This window comes from Enterobacter sp. E12 (genome assembly GCF_014596715.2).
Taxonomy (GTDB): Bacteria; Pseudomonadota; Gammaproteobacteria; order Enterobacterales; family Enterobacteriaceae; genus Enterobacter; species Enterobacter bugandensis.
Genome location: NZ_CP115601.1, coordinates 1,264,842 through 1,281,074 on the forward strand (window position 1 = coordinate 1,264,842; position 16,233 = coordinate 1,281,074).

Sequence of the window (16,233 nt, forward strand, 5' to 3'; positions counted from 1 at the left end):
TGCCGGGTGGCGCTGCGCTTACCCGGCCTTCAAAACTGCTTTTCCGTAGGCCTGATAAGCGAAGCGCCGTCAGGCCCACCCTTCATTGACATAACTTTAATGATAACCATTTTCATTTAAATATAGCCTGTGCTATACCTTATAGCACGGGCTAATTTTGCTTTGAATTTCACCACCTCAGGAGACTTCTGCGATGCACCCACTGCAAGGATTAAAGCGTCTGTTGCTCGGCGCGCTGCTCACGGCTACGACCAGCACGGGCGCGCTGGCGGCTGAAAAGTTCCAGGTCATCACCACCTTTACCGTCATCGCGGATATGGCGAAAAACGTGGCGGGGGATGCCGCAGAAGTCACCTCCATCACCAAACCGGGCGCTGAAATCCACGAGTACCAGCCAACGCCGGGCGATATCAAGCGCGCGCAAAAGGCGCAGCTGATCCTTGCGAACGGCATGAACCTGGAGCTGTGGTTCCTGCGTTTTTATCAGCACCTGAACGGCGTGCCGGAGGTGATTGTCACCCAGGGCATCACCCCGATGGGCATCAGCGAGGGGCCGTACGACGGCAAGCCTAACCCGCACGCGTGGATGTCGCCGGACAACGCGCTGATTTACGTTGATAACATCCGCGACGCGCTGGTGAAGTACGACCCGGCCAACGCGCAGGTCTACCAACGCAACGCTGACGCCTACAAGCAGAAGATCGTCGCGACCCTCGAACCGCTGCGCAAGCAGGTGGCGGCCATCCCGGAAGACAAACGCTGGATGGTGACCAGCGAGGGCGCCTTCTCCTATCTTGCGCGGGATCTGGGCATGAAGGAACTTTACCTGTGGCCGATCAACGCCGATCGGCAGGGGACGCCGCAGCAGGTGCGCAAGGTGATCGATCTGGTGAAGAAACATCGCATCCCGGCGGTATTCAGCGAAAGCACGGTCTCCGATAAGCCGGCGCGTCAGGTGGCGCGCGAAACCGGCGCCCACTACGGCGGCGTGCTGTACGTTGACTCCCTGAGCGCGGAAAACGGCCCGGTGCCGACCTATATCGACCTGCTGAACGTCACCACCCGCACGCTGGTGCAGGGCATTCGCGACGGCATGAAGGAGTGACCATGCAAAAGGGGATTGTCGTCACGGACGTGACCGTGACCTACCGCAACGGCCACACGGCGCTGCGCAATGCGTCGTTCAGCGTGCCCGGCGGATCGATTGCTGCGCTGGTGGGGGTGAACGGCTCCGGCAAGTCCACGCTGTTTAAGGCGGTGATGGGCTTTGTGCGGGCGGCGAGCGGCACTATCACCCTCCATGGGCTGCCGCCTCACCGGGCGCTGCGCCAGAACCTGGTCGCCTACGTGCCGCAGTCGGAAGAGGTCGACTGGTCGTTTCCGGTGCTGGTCGAGGACGTGGTGATGATGGGCCGCTACGGGCATATGGGATTTCTGCGGCGGCCTAAAGCGCAGGATCGGCAGATCGTGACCGACGCCCTGAAGCGCGTGGATATGCTCGAGCTGCGCCATCGGCAGATTGGCGAGCTGTCCGGCGGGCAAAAGAAGCGCGTCTTCCTGGCGCGGGCGATTGCCCAGCAGGGCGAGGTGATCCTGCTCGACGAGCCGTTTACCGGCGTGGACGTTAAAACCGAAGCCAGAATCATCAGCCTGCTGCGCGAGTTGCGCGACGAGGGCAAAACCATGCTGGTCTCGACCCACAATTTGGGCTCGGTCACGGAGTTTTGCGATTACACGGTGATGGTCAAAGGCACCGTGCTGGCGAGCGGTCCGACGGAAACCACTTTCACCGCTGAGAATCTCGAGCGCGCCTTCAGCGGCGTGCTGCGCCACGTGGTGCTCAGCGGTTCTGAAGAGCGCATTATCACCGACGACGAGCGGCCCTTCGTGACGCACCGGCAGGAGGCCAAATGAACGCGCTTCTCGAACCCTTCAGCTATGAGTACATGCTTAACGCGATGTGGGTCTCGGCGATGGTGGGTGGGCTCTGCGCGTTTCTCTCCTGCTACCTGATGCTCAAAGGCTGGTCGCTGATCGGCGATGCGCTCTCGCACTCCATCGTGCCGGGCGTGGCGGGGGCTTACATGCTCGGGCTGCCGTTCTCGCTGGGGGCGTTTTTATCGGGCGGGCTGGCGGCGGGTAGTATGCTGTTTCTCAACCAGCGCAGCCGCCTGAAGGAGGACGCCATCATCGGGCTGATCTTCTCCTCCTTTTTCGGGCTGGGGCTGTTTATGGTCTCGCTCAACCCAACCTCGGTGAATATTCAGACCATCGTGCTCGGCAATATTCTGGCTATCGCCCCGGAGGATATCGTCCAGCTGGCGATTATCGGCGTGGTGTCGATGGTTATCCTGCTGTTCAAATGGAAAGATCTGATGGTGACCTTTTTTGATGAGAACCACGCCCGCGCCATCGGCCTGCGCCCTGAGCGCCTGAAGGTACTGTTCTTCACGCTGCTGGCGGTCTCCACCGTGGCGGCGCTGCAAACCGTCGGCGCGTTTCTGGTGATTTGCCTGGTGGTTACGCCCGGCGCAACCGCGTGGCTGCTCACCGACCGCTTCCCGCGTCTGCTGATGATTGCCGTCGCCATTGGCAGCCTCACCAGCTTCCTCGGCGCGTGGGCCAGCTATTATCTGGACGGCGCCACCGGCGGCATTATTGTTGTCGCCCAGACGCTGCTGTTCCTGCTGGCGTTCGTCTTTGCGCCGAAGTACGGGCTGCTCGCCAGCCGTCGTCGCGCGAAGGAGGCACACCCATGATGGCGCTGCTCCTTGAACCCTTTCAGTTTGCGTTCATGAACAACGCGCTGCTGATTTCACTTCTGGTAGCCGTGCCCTGCGCGCTGCTGTCGGTTTTTCTGGTGCTCAAAGGCTGGGCACTGATGGGCGACGCCATGAGCCACGCGGTGTTTCCCGGCGTGGTGCTGGCGTGGGTGATGGGCCTGCCGCTGGCGGTGGGCGCATTCGTTGCCGGTCTGTTTTGCGCGGTCGCCACCGGCTACCTCAAGGACAACAGCCGGATCAAGCAGGATACGGTGATGGGGATCGTCTTTTCCGGGATGTTCGGCGCGGGGCTGATCCTCTATATCGCCGTCAAACCTGAGGTGCATCTCGACCACATTCTGTTCGGCGATATGCTGGGCATTAACGGGATGGACATTCTGCAAAGCGGTCTCGTCGCGGGGCTGATTGCGCTGGTGATTGGCCTGAAATGGCGCGATTTCCTGCTGTTCTGCTTTGACTATCAGCAGGCGCAGGCGAGCGGCCTGCGCGCCCGCTGGCTGCACTATGGCTTACTGTGCATGGTGTCGCTGACCATCGTGGCGACGCTGAAGGCGGTGGGGATTATTCTGTCGATTTCGCTGCTGATTGCCCCCGGCGCGGTGGCGGTGCTGATCGCCCGACGCTTCCACATGGCGCTGCTCGTGGCAGTGGCGGTATCAGTGCTGGTGTCGGTCAGCGGCGTGTATGCCTCGTTTTATCTCGACAGCGCGCCCGCGCCGACCATAGTGGTCCTGTTCGCGGTGGTGTTTATCGTGACGTTTTTGATGACCAGCGTGAAGGCGCGTCGGCAGGAACGTGTGACAGCAGGGTGATCGCCTGCTCGCCGTGCTGCTGCCAGTGCAGGGCGAAGGCGGTGCCTTCGTTAAAGCCTGACAGTTGACGGGTCAACGCCAGCGTAAGCGTCTTATCGTCGAGCAGGGTGACGCGCGCGCTGTCAAACCCCATGTAAGCCTGCACCTTCGGAAAGAGGGCCTTAAACAGGCTCTCTTTGGCGCTGAAAACCAGCGTCAGGGCGAGGGCGAACGGGTAACCCGAGTGGGAAAGCACGCGCTCTTCCTGGGCATCAATAATGCCGTCCTTAATTTCTCTGGCTTCATTTTCGGGCAGGATAGTTTCGCAGTCGATGCCGATAAGCGCGTGTCGATCGCGAACCACTACCGCCATGGCATGGGTACCGCTGTGGGTGATGCTGCCGGAAATTCCGTCCGGCCAGAGCGGTTCCCCGCTGGGGCCGATGGCGGGAACGGTGTGGTCAGGTAAGGCGTGCGCGGCGGCGATGCGTCCTGCCAGATGGTCAGCCTTGCGTTTACGTCCGGCGTCAACAAGCTGGGCGTGATGGGGGAGCCAGAGGAGATCGGCGTCGGTGAAGGTGGCGGGGGCGAAGGTGATGCGGTGGAGGGTGAGGCCGGCGAGAGAAAATGTGCTGTGGGTGGTGTGCATGGTTTTTCCCTCTGAATTGTGCGGACTGATGCCCTCACCCCAACCCTCTCCCACAGGGAGAGGGGGAATTCACTGCCTGTATCAGAATCTTGTGTTTACGCTCATGTACCAGGTGCGACCCGGTTCATTATACGTATACGCACCCGCACCGTACATATACGCGCCGGTTGTCGCGTTCCCCGTGGTCTGGGCATTACCCGCGCGCCACTGGCGCTTGTCGAAGACGTTGTCCACGCCGCCGGTCAGGCTGACGTTTTTCGTCACGTCCCAGGTGGCGCTCAGGCCAACGATGCTGTACGGGCTGACCTCGTCTTTTTCAGACCCGGTCACCGGCTGGCCTTTGTAGTTGTACTTCTTCGGCTGCTGCTTGCCGTACCAGGTGAAGGTCGACTGCAATGACACATCCTGGTGCACCTGCCAGCTCAGGGTTGAGTTCAGCGTGTACTCCGGGATGATCGACAGACGGTCGCCGGTCTCCTTGTTCTTGCTCTGCAGCATATAGGTGATGTTGTTGGTCCAGTTGATCGTGTCGCTGACCGGCACGTTCAGGGAGCCTTCCAGACCTTCCACCACCGCCTTCGGCACGTTTTCCCACTGGTAGATATCGGTGGTGACTTTACCGGTGGAGGTCTGGCCAATCGGCGCGTAGCCCGCCTCAATCTTGTTGCGGTAGTCGTTGCGGAACCAGGTCACGCCCGCCAGCCAGCCGTCGCGTTTCCACTCGAGGCCAATCTCTTTGTTGATGCTGGTTTCCGCTTTCAGATCGTCATTACCCATCATGTAGCAGCCCACGCCGTCGGAACTGGCGTAGCAGCCCTGGCCTTTACTGTACAACAGGTAGTTCGGGTTAGTCTGGTACAGGCTTGGCGCTTTGTAGGCACGCGCGATGCCCATCTTCAGGGTGAAGTCATCCCCCAGACCCTGCGACAGGTTCAGGGACGGGCTCCAGTTATTGCCCACGATGGTGTGGTGGTCGAAGCGCAGGGCAGGGGTCAGCATGGTGCTGTCGGTCAGCTCCATGTTGTTCTCAGCGAACAGGGAGAAGATCTCCGCTGACGTGTACGGGCTACGGTCTTCGCTCATGCCCGGGATGGTGCCACCCTGTTGGGTTTGCGAGAAGGAGGTCGAATCCTTCATCCGCTGCTGGTTCCACTCGGTGCCGAGCGTCAGGTTCTGGTTCACAATGAAATCAATCGGCAGGTTGATTTCGCTGTGCAGCATCACGTCGGCCAGGTCGGTATCGGTGAATTTATTGCTGTTGAACAGGCCTTCCAGACCGCCCGCCAGGCCTTCGCCCAGACGCGAGTTGCGGGTGTGCTCGTACTGCGCCCAGTTGCTGGTGGTAATGCCGTTATCCCAGCCGCCGTTCCAGGTCACGGCGAAGTTCTGACGATAGATACGGTTAGTCTCTTTACCGTAGTTCTTCTTCACCAGCGCGTTGTCGTTGTTGGTGTTTTGCGTGTCACCCGCATAGAGGTTGTTCTGGCGGCTGTAGCCCGCTTCAAACTCCAGCGACTGCATCGGCGCGAAGTCCCAGCGCACCACGCCGTTGATGTCTTTGTTCTCTACACCCTCGCGGCCCGCGGGCAGGGTGTTGGCGTAGGCTCCGGTACGCTCAGACTGGTGGCCCTGGTTGATGTCCCACGCGTCGGCCTGAGTCTTATCCAGGTTACCAAACATGCGGAAGCTGAAGTCGCCGCCCAGCGGGCCGCTCAGGCTGAAGTTGGTGCGTTTGGTGGAACCTTCATCCTTGTGTTCAGGCGCATTCAGGTAGGTGTTCCAGGAACCGTGCCACTGGTCGTCGAATTTTTTGGTGATGATGTTCACCACGCCGCCCGCCGCGCCGTTACCGTAGCGTGCGGCGGCCGGGCCTCGAATGACCTCGATGCGCTCGATCATCTCCGGCGGTACCCAGCCGGTATCGCCGCGGGTGTCACGCTCGCCGCGCCAGCCCAGGCGGATGGAGTTGCGGCTGGTGACGGGTTTGCCGTCGATCAGGATCAGGGTGTTTTCCGGGCCCATGCCGCGAATGTCGATCTGACGGTTGTTCCCGCGCTGGCCGCTGGTGGAGTTCCCGGTCAGGTTAACGCCCGGCATGGTGCGGATGATTTCCGCCACGTCCCGCGCGGGCGGGTTTTTGCGGATCTCATCGGCGGTGATGGTCGACACGCCTGGCGCCTGCAAATTCTGCTCGGCGGCGGTGATCACCATGGTGTCTTCGTGCTGCGCAGAGGCGGCGTTGTCGTCTGCCATGGCGGGCAGCGCGACGCCATAAATCCCTAAATTGACCAGCAAGGCCAGAGAGTGAATCTTCTTATTCATTGTACGTCCCGCTTTTATGGTTATTTATGAACGCGCTTCCCACAGCGCGGGCAATACGCTATTGCAAATGCAAATAGTTATCAATAATATTATCAATAAAATTTGCTCTGAAACAAAAAATATTGTTAAACATGGGGTTATAAGGGTGACGGCGTTAACAACCGGAAGTGAAGCGTGGTGGCAGTCGAAAAACGGGCCGGAATGGCAACGTCATGAGGAAAACTATCGCGTCACATTCTGGTGGCGGGACTCGGCAGGAACCCAGCAGACCTCAACGGTTAAACGCGTCTGGCTCTACGTTACCGGCGTGACCGACCACCATCAGAATGCCCGCCCGCAATCGCTTGAACGCATTCCCGATACCGACGTCTGGCAGTGGCAGGGGGAGTTCAGCCCCGAATGGCGCGGCAGCTACTGTTTTATCCCCTCCGATAACGAAAACGATTTTGCCGATGCAGTATTTGAAGGCGAGCAGCCGGACCGCATGGCGCTGCGCGAAGGCTGGCGCAAGCTGCTGCCGCACGCGGTTTCAGACCCGCTGAATGCGCAGAGCTGGCGCGGCGGGCGCGGGCACGCCATCTCGGCGCTGGAAATGCCGGAGGCGCCCGTACAGCCGGGCTGGAACCATCCTGATACGCCTTACAAAAAGCCCGTCTGCATTACGTGGGACAGCGCGCGCATGAAGAACCGTCGCCGCGTGTGGATTTTTACTACCGGGGATGAAAGCCCCGAGCGCCCGCTGGCGGTGCTGCTTGACGGGCAGTTCTGGGCCGAAAGCATGCCCGTCTGGCCTGCGCTGGCGTCGCTCACCGCCGGGCGCAACCTGCCGCCTGCGGTCTACGTCTTAATCGATGTTATCGATATGGAGCATCGCAATCGCGAGCTGCCGTGCAATCCCGGCTTCTGGCTGGCGGTGCAGGAAGAACTTCTCCCCCTTGTCCAACAACGCGCGCCGTTCAGCGACCGTGCCGATCGTACGGTGGTCGCAGGGCAAAGCTTTGGCGGTCTCTCTTCCCTTTATGCCGCACTGCACTGGCCGCAGCGTTTTGGCTGCGTGCTCAGCCAGTCCGGCTCCTACTGGTGGCCGCACCGCGGCGGGCAGCAGGACGGGCTGTTAATCGAACAACTTAAAACCGGCGAAATATCCCCTCGCGGGCTACGCATCCTTCTTGAAGCCGGGCGCAACGAGCCGCTTATCTTGCGCGCAAACCAGGCGATCCTCGCCGAACTACACACTCAGCAACCGGTTATCTGGCGTCAGGTTGACGGCGGACACGATGCGCTTTGCTGGCGCGGTGGGCTGACGCAGGGGCTGATGACCCTCTGGCAGCCGCTCATTCACTAACGGAGTCTGTATGGAATTCAGCAATCCTTTCGATAATCCGCAGGGACAGTTCGCCATTTTGCAAAATGACCAGGGGCAGTACAGCCTGTGGCCGCAGCAGTGCGAATTGCCTGCGGGCTGGCGCGTGGTCTGCGAGCCGCACTCTCAGGAGGCGTGCCAGCAGTGGCTGGCGCAACGCTGGCAGACGCTTGAGCCGTCCTCTTTTACGGGGGAGCGCGCATGAACCGTCTTCCTCTCGTCGCCGCCCAACCGGGTATCTGGATGGCAGAGCAGCTTTCCTCGCTGCCAAACGCCTGGAGCGTGGCCCATTACACCGAGCTGAAAGGGAATATCGACGCGCCGTTGTTGGCTAAAGCCATCGCTGAGGGCATGATGCAGGCCGATACCCTGCGCACGCGTTTCGCTGAAGATAACGGCGAGGTCTGGCAGTGGGTCGATGAGACCCTGATCCTGCCGGAGCCGTCCATCGTTCGCGTTGATTCTCACGACGCTGCCGTGGCGCTGATGGAGGCCGATCTCAGCCAGGATCTGCGCGTGGACAGCGGTCAGCCGCTCGCTTTCCATCAGCTGATTCAGGTCGGTGACAACCGCTGGTACTGGTATCAGCGCTATCACCATCTGGTGGTGGATGGCTTCAGTTTCCCGGCGATTACCCGCCAGATCGCCGCAATTTACGCTGCCTGGAAGAAAGGGGAACCCACCCCAGCCTCACCGTTTACCCCATTCGCTGATGTCGTTGACGAGTATCAGCGCTATCGCGACAGCGAGGCGTATCAGCGCGACGGTGCCTTCTGGGAGGAGGAGCGCAAACAGCTTCCTCCTCCGGTCTCGCTCTCCTCCGCGCCGCTGCCGGGACGCGCCGCCACTACCGACATCCTGCGCCTGAAAATTGCAATGGAGGCTCGCGCCTTTAGCCAGCTGGCGCAGGCAGCCGGGCAGGCACAGCGCACCGATCTGGCGCTTGCGCTGGTGGCGCTGTGGCTGGGCCGCCTCACCGGACGGCTGGACTACGCCGCCGGGTTTATCTTTATGCGCCGCATGGGGTCCGCCGCGCTGACCGCAACCGGCCCGGTGCTTAACGTCCTGCCGCTGGCGGTGAATATTAATCCGCTTGAGAGCCTGCCGGAGTTGGCGCTGCGCCTGGCGAACCAGCTGAAAAAGATGCGACGCCATCAGCGCTACGACGCCGAGCAGATCGTGCGCGACAGCGGGCGGGCCGCAGGGGACGAACCCTTGTTTGGGCCGGTGCTGAACGTGAAGGTGTTTGATTATCAGCTGGATATCGACGGCGTGGAGGCCATCACCCACACGCTGGCGACCGGCCCGGTGAACGATCTCGAGCTGGCGCTGTTCCCGGACGAGCAGGGCGGATTAAGCATTGAGATCCTCGCCAACAGGCAGCGTTACGACGACGCGACGCTGAAGCGCCACGTTTCGCGCCTGAACGCGATGCTGGCGCAGTTTGCCGCGAACCCGGACCTGCGCTGTGGCGACGTGGAAACCGTATCCGAGCAGGAATACGCCCGGCTGGCGCGCATCAACGATACCGGCCTGGCGCTGCCCTCCACCACGCTGGCGGATCTGGTGGCGGAGCAGGCGAGCAAAACGCCGGACGCCCCCGCGCTGGCGGATGCCCATATTGAGCTGAACTACCGCCAGATGCGCGAGCAGGTGGTCGCGCTGGCAACCCTGCTGCGCGCGCGCGGCGTGAAGCCGGGCGACAGCGTGGCGGTGGCGCTTCCGCGCTCAGTGTTCCTGACCCTGGCGCTGCACGGGATTGTTGAAGCCGGCGCCGCCTGGCTGCCGCTGGACACCGGCTACCCGGACGATCGTCTGCGGATGATGCTGGAGGACGCGAAACCGTCGCTCCTCATTACCACCGACGCGCAGCTTCCGCGCTTTAACGATCTGCCGATACCTTCAATTAGTTACAACATGCTATTGCCAACCACTGGCGCTGAACCTCTGCGTCTGGCGAAGCCGGAGCAGACCGCGTACATCATCTTTACCTCGGGTTCAACGGGACGCCCGAAAGGGGTGATGGTAGGCCATACCGCCATCGTTAACCGCCTGAAGTGGATGCAGGATCATTATCCACTGGCGGCGCATGACGTCGTGGCGCAGAAAACGCCGTGCAGCTTTGACGTGTCGGTGTGGGAGTTCTGGTGGCCGTTTATCGCCGGGGCAAAGCTGGTGATGGCCGAGCCGGACGCGCACCGCGATCCGCAGGCGATGCAGAGCTTCTTCGCAGAATATGGCGTAACCACCACCCACTTCGTGCCCTCGATGTTGGCGGCATTTGTTGCCTCGCTGACGCCGGAAAACGTCGACTGTTGCAGGACGCTGAAGCAGGTGTTCTGTAGCGGCGAGGCGCTGCCAACGGCACTGTGCCGCGAGTGGGAGCAGCTCACTCATGTACCGCTGCACAACCTCTACGGCCCAACCGAAGCGGCGGTGGACGTGAGCTGGTATCCGGCGTACGGCCCGGAGCTGGCGGCGGTGGAGGGCAACAGCGTGCCGATCGGCTTCCCGGTGTGGAATACGGGGCTGCGCATTCTGGACGCGATGATGCGCCCGGTGCCGTTCGGTGTGGCGGGCGATCTGTATCTCACCGGCATTCAGCTGGCACAGGGGTATCTGGGACGTCCCGACCTCACCGCCAGCCGCTTTATTGCCGATCCGTTTGCCCCAGGCGAGCGGATGTATCGCACCGGAGACGTCGCCCGCTGGCTGGACAACGGGGCGGTGGAATATCTGGGCCGCAGCGACGATCAGCTGAAAATTCGTGGCCAGCGCATCGAGCTGGGCGAGATCGACCGGGCGATGCTGTCGCTGCCGGACGTAGCCCAGGCCGTGGCACATGCCTGCGTATTCAACCAGGCGGCGGCAACGGGCGGTGATGCTCGCCAGCTGGTGGGGTATGTGGTTTCCGAATCCGGCTTACCGCTGGATCGCGATGCGCTGCTTGCATCACTCAAAGCCCAGCTGCCGCCGCATATGGTGCCGGTAGTGCTGCTGCAAATCAGCGCGCTGCCGTTAAGCGCGAACGGCAAGCTGGATCGCAAGGCGCTGCCACTGCCGGAGCTGACCAGCAAAACCTCCGGTCGCGCACCCGAGACGCAAACCGAAGCCGCCGTGGCGCAGGCGTTTTCTGCGCTGCTGGGCTGCGAAGTGAACGATATCGACGCCGACTTCTTTGCCCTCGGCGGCCATTCACTGCTGGCGATGCGCCTCGCGGCTCAGCTCGGCCGTGCGTTCAGCCGCAAGGTCACGCCGGGGCAGATTATGGTCGCCTCGACGGTCGGCAAGCTCAGCGCGCTGCTGGACTCGCAGATGAGCGACGAACAGGCGCAGCGTCTGGGGTATGAAACCCTTTTGCCGCTGCGTGAAAGCAACGGCCCGACGCTGTTCTGCTTCCATCCGGCGTCCGGCTTTGCCTGGCAGTTCAGCGTCCTGGCGCGCTACCTCAGCCCGCGCTGGTCCATCATCGGCATTCAGTCGCCGCGGCCAAACGGCCCGATGCAGCAGTGCGCGGATCTCGATGGGGTGATCGAACATCACCTTAAAACGCTGCGTAAGCAGCAGCCGCACGGGCCGTATTACCTGTTCGGCTATTCGCTCGGCGGCACGCTGGCGCAGGGTATTGCGGCCCGCCTGCGCGAGCAGGGTGAAGAGGTGGCCTTCCTCGGCCTGCTGGATACCTGGCCGCCGGAAACGCAAAACTGGGCGGAGAAAGAGGCAAACGGCCTTGACCCGGAAGTGCTGGCGGAGATCGAGCGCGAGCGTCAGGCGTTTATCGCCGCCCAGCAGGGGCAGGGCTCCAGCGAGTTATTTAACGCCATTGAAGGCAACTATGCGGACGCGGTGCGGCTGCTCACCACGGCACATAGCGCGCGGTTTGACGGTAAAGCGACGCTGTTTGTTGCCGAACGCACGCGAACGATGGATCCGCATACGGCCTGGGCGCCGTGGGTGGGCGAGCTGGAGGTCTACAGCCAGGACTGCGCCCACGTGGATATCATTTCACCGCAGGCGTTTGAAAAGATTGGGCCGGTACTGAAGGAAATTTTAGGATAGTGCAAATGCCCGGTGGCGCTGTGCTTACCGGGCCTACGGGAGCTGAATGTAGGCCGGGTAAGGCGTAGCCGCCACCCGGCAATTACCGCCGACCTAACGGCACCACCAGCGGCGTACCCGCCACCGGATCGTCAATAATCATGCAGCGCATGCCGTAGATCCGCGCGATCAGATCCGGCGTCACAATCTCTTTCGGCGCGCCCTGCGCCACAATCTCACCGTCTCGTAAGGCAATCAGGTGCGTGGCGTAGCGGCAGGCCTGATTTAAATCATGCAGCACCGCCGCCAGGGTGTACCCTTGCGTGCGGTTCAGCTCGCTCAGCAGCTCCAGCAGGTCAATCTGATGGCTGATATCCAGCCAGGTTGTCGGCTCGTCCAGCAGCATAATGGACGTTTCCTGCGCCAGCACCATCGCAATCCACGCCCGCTGGCGCTGTCCGCCGGAAAGGGTATCGACGCTTTGCTGGGCCAGATCGGTGATGCCCGTTGCCTGCATCGCGCGCTTCACGGCCTCGTCGTCCTCTTTGCGCCAGCGGGTAAACAGCGGCTGGTGTGGGTAGCGTCCGCGCGAGACCAGCTCCTGCACCGTGATATCTCCCGGCGTGGTGGCGTTTTGCGCCAGCAGCCCGATGCGCCTGGCCACCTCTTTGCTGGCGAAGCGCTGGATCTGCTCTCCATCGAGGAATACGCTGCCCTCTGTCGGCGACATCAGGCGGCTCAGGGTGCGCAGCAGGGTTGATTTGCCGCAGCCGTTCGGACCGATAATCGCGGTGAAGTGGCCGTCCGGAATGGCGACGGTTAAATCACGGGCAATGATTTTTTTGCCATAGCCGAGGGTCAAGTTTTCGCCGCGCAAGCGGGTTGTTGAATCTGTCATTTCTTGCGTGACTCCTGAACGAGCAAGACGATGAGGTAAATCCCGCCGAGGCTGACGGTCACCACGCCCACCGGAAGTTGATAAGGCATAAACAGCCGCTGGGCGCAGAGATCGGCGGCCAGCAGCAGCATCGCACCGCACAGGGCAGCCTGGGTCAAGCCCCAGCGCGCGGTGCCGCTAAGACGCCGCGCGATGTGCGGCGCGACAAGGGCAATAAACGAGATCGGCCCGGCAATCGCGGTGGACGCAGCGGTCAGCAATACCGCCACCAGCATCAGCATCAGGCGCGAGCGCTCAACGCTCACGCCCAGCGCGCAGGCGCTGTCGTCGCCCATCTCCAGCAGGCGCATCCGGCGTACCAGCAGCAGGGCGCCGATAAACATCAGCAAAATCAGCGGCGCGGCGGGCCAGGTTTTGCCCCACGTCAGGCCGTTAAGTGAGCCGGCGTACCACAGCCCGGCGGAGAGCGCGGTTTCCAGTGACGCCTGCAACAAAAGCCAGGTGTTAAAGGCCATCAGCATCGCGCGGATGCCGATCCCGATAATGATCAGCCGGAAGGTGTCAATGCCATTGCGCCAGGCCAGGGCCCAGATAAGCAGCGAGGTCAGAATGCCGCCCGCCATCGCCGTAAAGGTAATGGCCGTCAGATGCTGCCCGAACAGCACCATCGCCACCAGCACGCCGCTCCACGCGCCGGTATTCAGGCCCATCACGTCCGGGCTGCCGAGGGGGTTACGCATCAGCGACTGGAAAATCGCGCCGCTGACGCCGAGCGCCGCGCCCACCAGGATCGCCATCGCCACGCGCGGCAGTCGCCATTCGGTGACCACCATGGTGATGTTACGCGGCGCGCTGCCGGTGAGGGCGTGAAAGACCTGCGCGAAATCAAGCGTTACGGCACCGCTTTGCAGGCTCCAGACCGCCAGCAGAGTAATGGCGATAGCCAGCAGGAAGACGCTGGTGAGTAAACGACGGGAAGGATCCATCATGCGCCACCTCCGCGTCTGCGACGTACCAGGAAGATCAGCACCGGCGCGCCGATAAACGCGCTCACCACCGAGACGCGCAGCTCGCCGGGCACCAGCAGGCGGCCCAGCACGTCGGCAAACAGCAGCAGGGCAGGGGTCGCCAGCAGCGTGACCGGCAGCGACCAGCGGTGGTCCGACCCCACCAGCCAGCGCGCCATGTGCGGCATCATCAGGCCGATAAAGGCGATCGGACCGACCACGGCGGTTGCGCTGCCGCTTAGCACGGTGATAGCGAGCAGGCCAGTCAGCTGCGTGCGCGCGACGCGGTTGCCGAGGGCGGTCGCGGTGTCGCTGCCGAGACTCAGGCTGTTCAGCGACCGGCTTAAACACAGCGCCACGACGGCGGCGATAATGACCGGGATTGCCACCACGTTTAAGGTTTCAAGGGTGCGGATATCCAGCGAGCCGGCCTGCCAGAAGCGCAGCTGGTCATACACGTCCGGGTTGAGCAGGGCGATGCCGCTGGACATGCCTTCCAGCACCGCCGCGAGCGCTACGCCCGCAAGCGTCAGGCGAACCGGGCTCAGTTGCCCGCCGCCCTGGCTGCCGGTAAACGCGACCACCAGCGAGGCGGCCAGCGCGCCGCAGAAAGCCATCGCCAACTGTTCAGAGGGTGACGTCAACCCGAACAGCGCCGCGCCGAGCACGATGGCAAAGCTGGCCCCGGAGTTGACGCCAAGAATGCCGGGGTCCGCCAGCGGGTTACGGGTAAGGGTTTGCATCAGGGCACCCGCAAGGCCGAGCGCGCCACCGGCCAGCAGTCCGGCAAGAGTGCGGGGAAGGCGGGCGTCGAGCACGATGGTGCAGTCCGCGCTCTGACAGGTTCCGGAGAGCGCATCAACGATAACGTAGGCGGGTAGCGGCTTCGCGCCGACCAGCAGGCTGAGTGCAATCGCAAGGATTAGCAGTAGCAATAATACGGGCACGGCAATGGCGCGCACCGCAGAAGAGGAAAACGACATAGCAACATCCATGATTTGATAATGATAGTGATTATCGTTATCTATCTTATTTGGCTATGTTAGCATGTGCGCCCATGGAATGGGTAGAAATAGACTCAAGGCTTTGTCATGAATCAAAAATCCTGGCTGCTTAACCTCAGCCTGTTGAAAACGCACCCGGCGTATCGCGCCGTTTTTATCGCTCGCTTTATCTCCATTTTGTCCCTCGGCCTGCTCGGCGTCGCCGTACCGGTACAGATCCAGACCATGACGCACTCCAGCTGGCTGGTGGGGTTATCCGTCACCTTAACCGGCGGGGCGATGTTTATCGGCCTGATGGTCGGCGGCGTGCTGGCGGACCGCTACGAGCGTAAGAAGCTGATCCTGCTGGCGCGCGGCACCTGCGGCGTGGGCTTTATCGGGCTGTGTCTGAACGCCATGCTGCCGGAACCGTCGCTGATCGCCATTTATGCGCTGGGGCTGTGGGACGGCTTTTTTGCTTCGTTAGGCGTGACGGCGCTGCTGGCGGCGACGCCCGCGCTGGTGGGGCGCGAGAACCTGATGCAGGCGGGGGCGATCACCATGCTCACCGTTCGCCTGGGCTCGGTGATTTCGCCGATGGTCGGCGGCCTGCTGCTGACTACCGGCAGCGTGGCGTGGAACTACGGCCTTGCCGCGGCGGGCACCTTTATCACCACCCTGACGTTACTGCGTCTGCCGCTCCTGCCCCCGCCGCCGCAGCCGCGCGAGCACCCGCTGAAGTCCCTGATGGCCGCGATTCGTTTTCTGTTCAGCAACCCGCTGATTGGCGGCATTGCGCTGCTCGGCGGCCTGCTGACGATGGCGAGCGCCGTGCGCGTGCTTTACCCGGCGCTGGCGGGCGAGTGGCAGATGAGCGCCTCAGAGATTGGCGTGCTGTACGCCGCCATTCCGCTCGGTGCGGCCTGCGGGGCGCTGACCAGCGGTAACCTGGCCCAAAGCGCGCGTCCGGGCTTGATTATGCTGGTGGCGACGCTGGCCTCGTTTATTGCCATCGGCTTCTTCAGCCTGATGCCGGTGTGGGCGCTCGGAGTGATGTGTCTGGTGATCTTCGGCTGGCTGAGCGCCATCAGTTCGCTGTTGCAGTACACCCTGATCCAGACCCAGACGCCGGAAGGCATGCTCGGGCGCATTAACGGCCTGTGGACCGCGCAGAACGTCACGGGCGATGCCATCGGCGCGGCGATCCTCGGCGGGCTGGGGGCGATAATGAGCCCGGTGGCGTCGGCGAGCAGCAGCGGGTTTGTGTTAGCGATGGTTGGCGCGATCTTACTGGTGGCGCTGGTGGAATTGCGGCGATTCAGGCAGGAGGTCGTGTTGAACGACGGTGCGGCCTGATGCCCTCACCCCGGCCCTCTCCCACGGGGAGAGGGAGGGAAAA

General features: G+C 62.2%; 13 protein-coding genes. 8 read left to right on the plus strand and 5 right to left on the minus strand.

The window, feature by feature from the left end:
- The first annotated feature begins 193 nt into the window (after nucleotides 1-193).
- Genes IB212_RS05990 through IB212_RS06005 form a run of 4 tightly spaced genes read left to right on the plus strand, consistent with a single transcriptional unit; the run spans nucleotide 194 to nucleotide 3,595 of the window.
- Complete coding sequence (locus tag IB212_RS05990; RefSeq protein WP_041910963.1) at nucleotides 194-1,105, plus strand: metal ABC transporter substrate-binding protein; 912 nt, start codon at nucleotides 194-196, stop codon at nucleotides 1,103-1,105.
- A 2-nt stretch (nucleotides 1,106-1,107) separates the two neighbouring features.
- Nucleotides 1,108-1,914 carry an iron/manganese ABC transporter ATP-binding protein SitB gene (gene sitB, locus IB212_RS05995; RefSeq protein WP_047362701.1) on the plus strand — a complete coding sequence of 269 codons (807 nt, stop codon included), beginning with the start codon at nucleotides 1,108-1,110 and terminating at the stop codon, nucleotides 1,912-1,914.
- Complete coding sequence (gene sitC / locus IB212_RS06000) at nucleotides 1,911-2,759, plus strand: iron/manganese ABC transporter permease subunit SitC (protein WP_188245967.1); 849 nt, start codon at nucleotides 1,911-1,913, stop codon at nucleotides 2,757-2,759. The genes sitB and sitC overlap by 4 nt, the downstream gene beginning before the upstream one ends.
- Complete coding sequence (locus IB212_RS06005) at nucleotides 2,756-3,595, plus strand: metal ABC transporter permease (RefSeq protein ID WP_188245968.1); 840 nt, start codon at nucleotides 2,756-2,758, stop codon at nucleotides 3,593-3,595. Before sitC ends, IB212_RS06005 begins: the two co-directional genes overlap by 4 nt.
- Here the strand turns inward: IB212_RS06005 and entD are convergent.
- Together entD and IB212_RS06015 are read right to left on the minus strand one after the other, a co-directional pair.
- On the minus strand, nucleotides 3,531-4,223 hold the full coding sequence (gene entD / locus IB212_RS06010; RefSeq protein ID WP_188245969.1) for an enterobactin synthase subunit EntD: 693 nt from the start codon (nucleotides 4,221-4,223) through the stop codon (nucleotides 3,531-3,533). The two genes, IB212_RS06005 and entD, sit on opposite strands and share 65 nt — an antisense overlap.
- Nucleotides 4,224-4,304: 81 nt before the next feature.
- Nucleotides 4,305-6,545, minus strand: a complete 2,241-nt coding sequence (locus IB212_RS06015) for a TonB-dependent siderophore receptor (protein ID WP_060573696.1) — start codon at nucleotides 6,543-6,545, stop codon at nucleotides 4,305-4,307.
- A 145-nt stretch (nucleotides 6,546-6,690) separates the two neighbouring features.
- On the opposite strand from IB212_RS06015, the gene fes reads away from it, so the two are divergent.
- From fes to entF, 3 genes are read left to right on the plus strand one after another with little or no spacing between them, the layout of a single operon-like run.
- A complete protein-coding gene (fes, locus tag IB212_RS06020; protein WP_188245970.1) occupies nucleotides 6,691-7,890 on the plus strand; it encodes an enterochelin esterase in 1,200 nt (399 codons plus the stop codon).
- Nucleotides 7,891-7,900: 10 nt separating this feature from the next.
- Complete coding sequence (locus IB212_RS06025; protein ID WP_047362706.1) at nucleotides 7,901-8,113, plus strand: MbtH family NRPS accessory protein; 213 nt, start codon at nucleotides 7,901-7,903, stop codon at nucleotides 8,111-8,113.
- Entirely contained in the window at nucleotides 8,110-11,967 is a 3,858-nt protein-coding gene (gene entF, locus IB212_RS06030; RefSeq protein ID WP_188245971.1) for an enterobactin non-ribosomal peptide synthetase EntF, read from the plus strand. Before IB212_RS06025 ends, entF begins: the two co-directional genes overlap by 4 nt.
- An 82-nt stretch (nucleotides 11,968-12,049) precedes the next feature.
- Here entF and fepC read toward each other — a convergent pair whose 3' ends face one another.
- Genes fepC through fepD form a run of 3 tightly spaced genes read right to left on the minus strand, consistent with a single transcriptional unit; the run spans nucleotide 12,050 to nucleotide 14,834 of the window.
- On the minus strand, nucleotides 12,050-12,844 hold the full coding sequence (fepC, locus tag IB212_RS06035; RefSeq protein ID WP_163333351.1) for an iron-enterobactin ABC transporter ATP-binding protein: 795 nt from the start codon (nucleotides 12,842-12,844) through the stop codon (nucleotides 12,050-12,052).
- The gene (fepG, locus tag IB212_RS06040; RefSeq protein ID WP_374208901.1) at nucleotides 12,841-13,833 is read right to left on the minus strand and encodes an iron-enterobactin ABC transporter permease; all 993 of its coding nucleotides are present in this window, start codon (nucleotides 13,831-13,833) and stop codon (nucleotides 12,841-12,843) included. Before fepG ends, fepC begins: the two co-directional genes overlap by 4 nt.
- The gene (gene fepD, locus IB212_RS06045) at nucleotides 13,830-14,834 is read right to left on the minus strand and encodes a Fe(3+)-siderophore ABC transporter permease (protein ID WP_059357481.1); all 1,005 of its coding nucleotides are present in this window, start codon (nucleotides 14,832-14,834) and stop codon (nucleotides 13,830-13,832) included. Before fepD ends, fepG begins: the two co-directional genes overlap by 4 nt.
- Before the next feature lie 108 nt (nucleotides 14,835-14,942).
- Here fepD and entS point away from each other — a divergent pair, with 108 nt between their 5' ends.
- Complete coding sequence (gene entS / locus IB212_RS06050) at nucleotides 14,943-16,190, plus strand: enterobactin transporter EntS (protein ID WP_188245972.1); 1,248 nt, start codon at nucleotides 14,943-14,945, stop codon at nucleotides 16,188-16,190.
- Nucleotides 16,191-16,233: the final 43 nt, after the last annotated feature.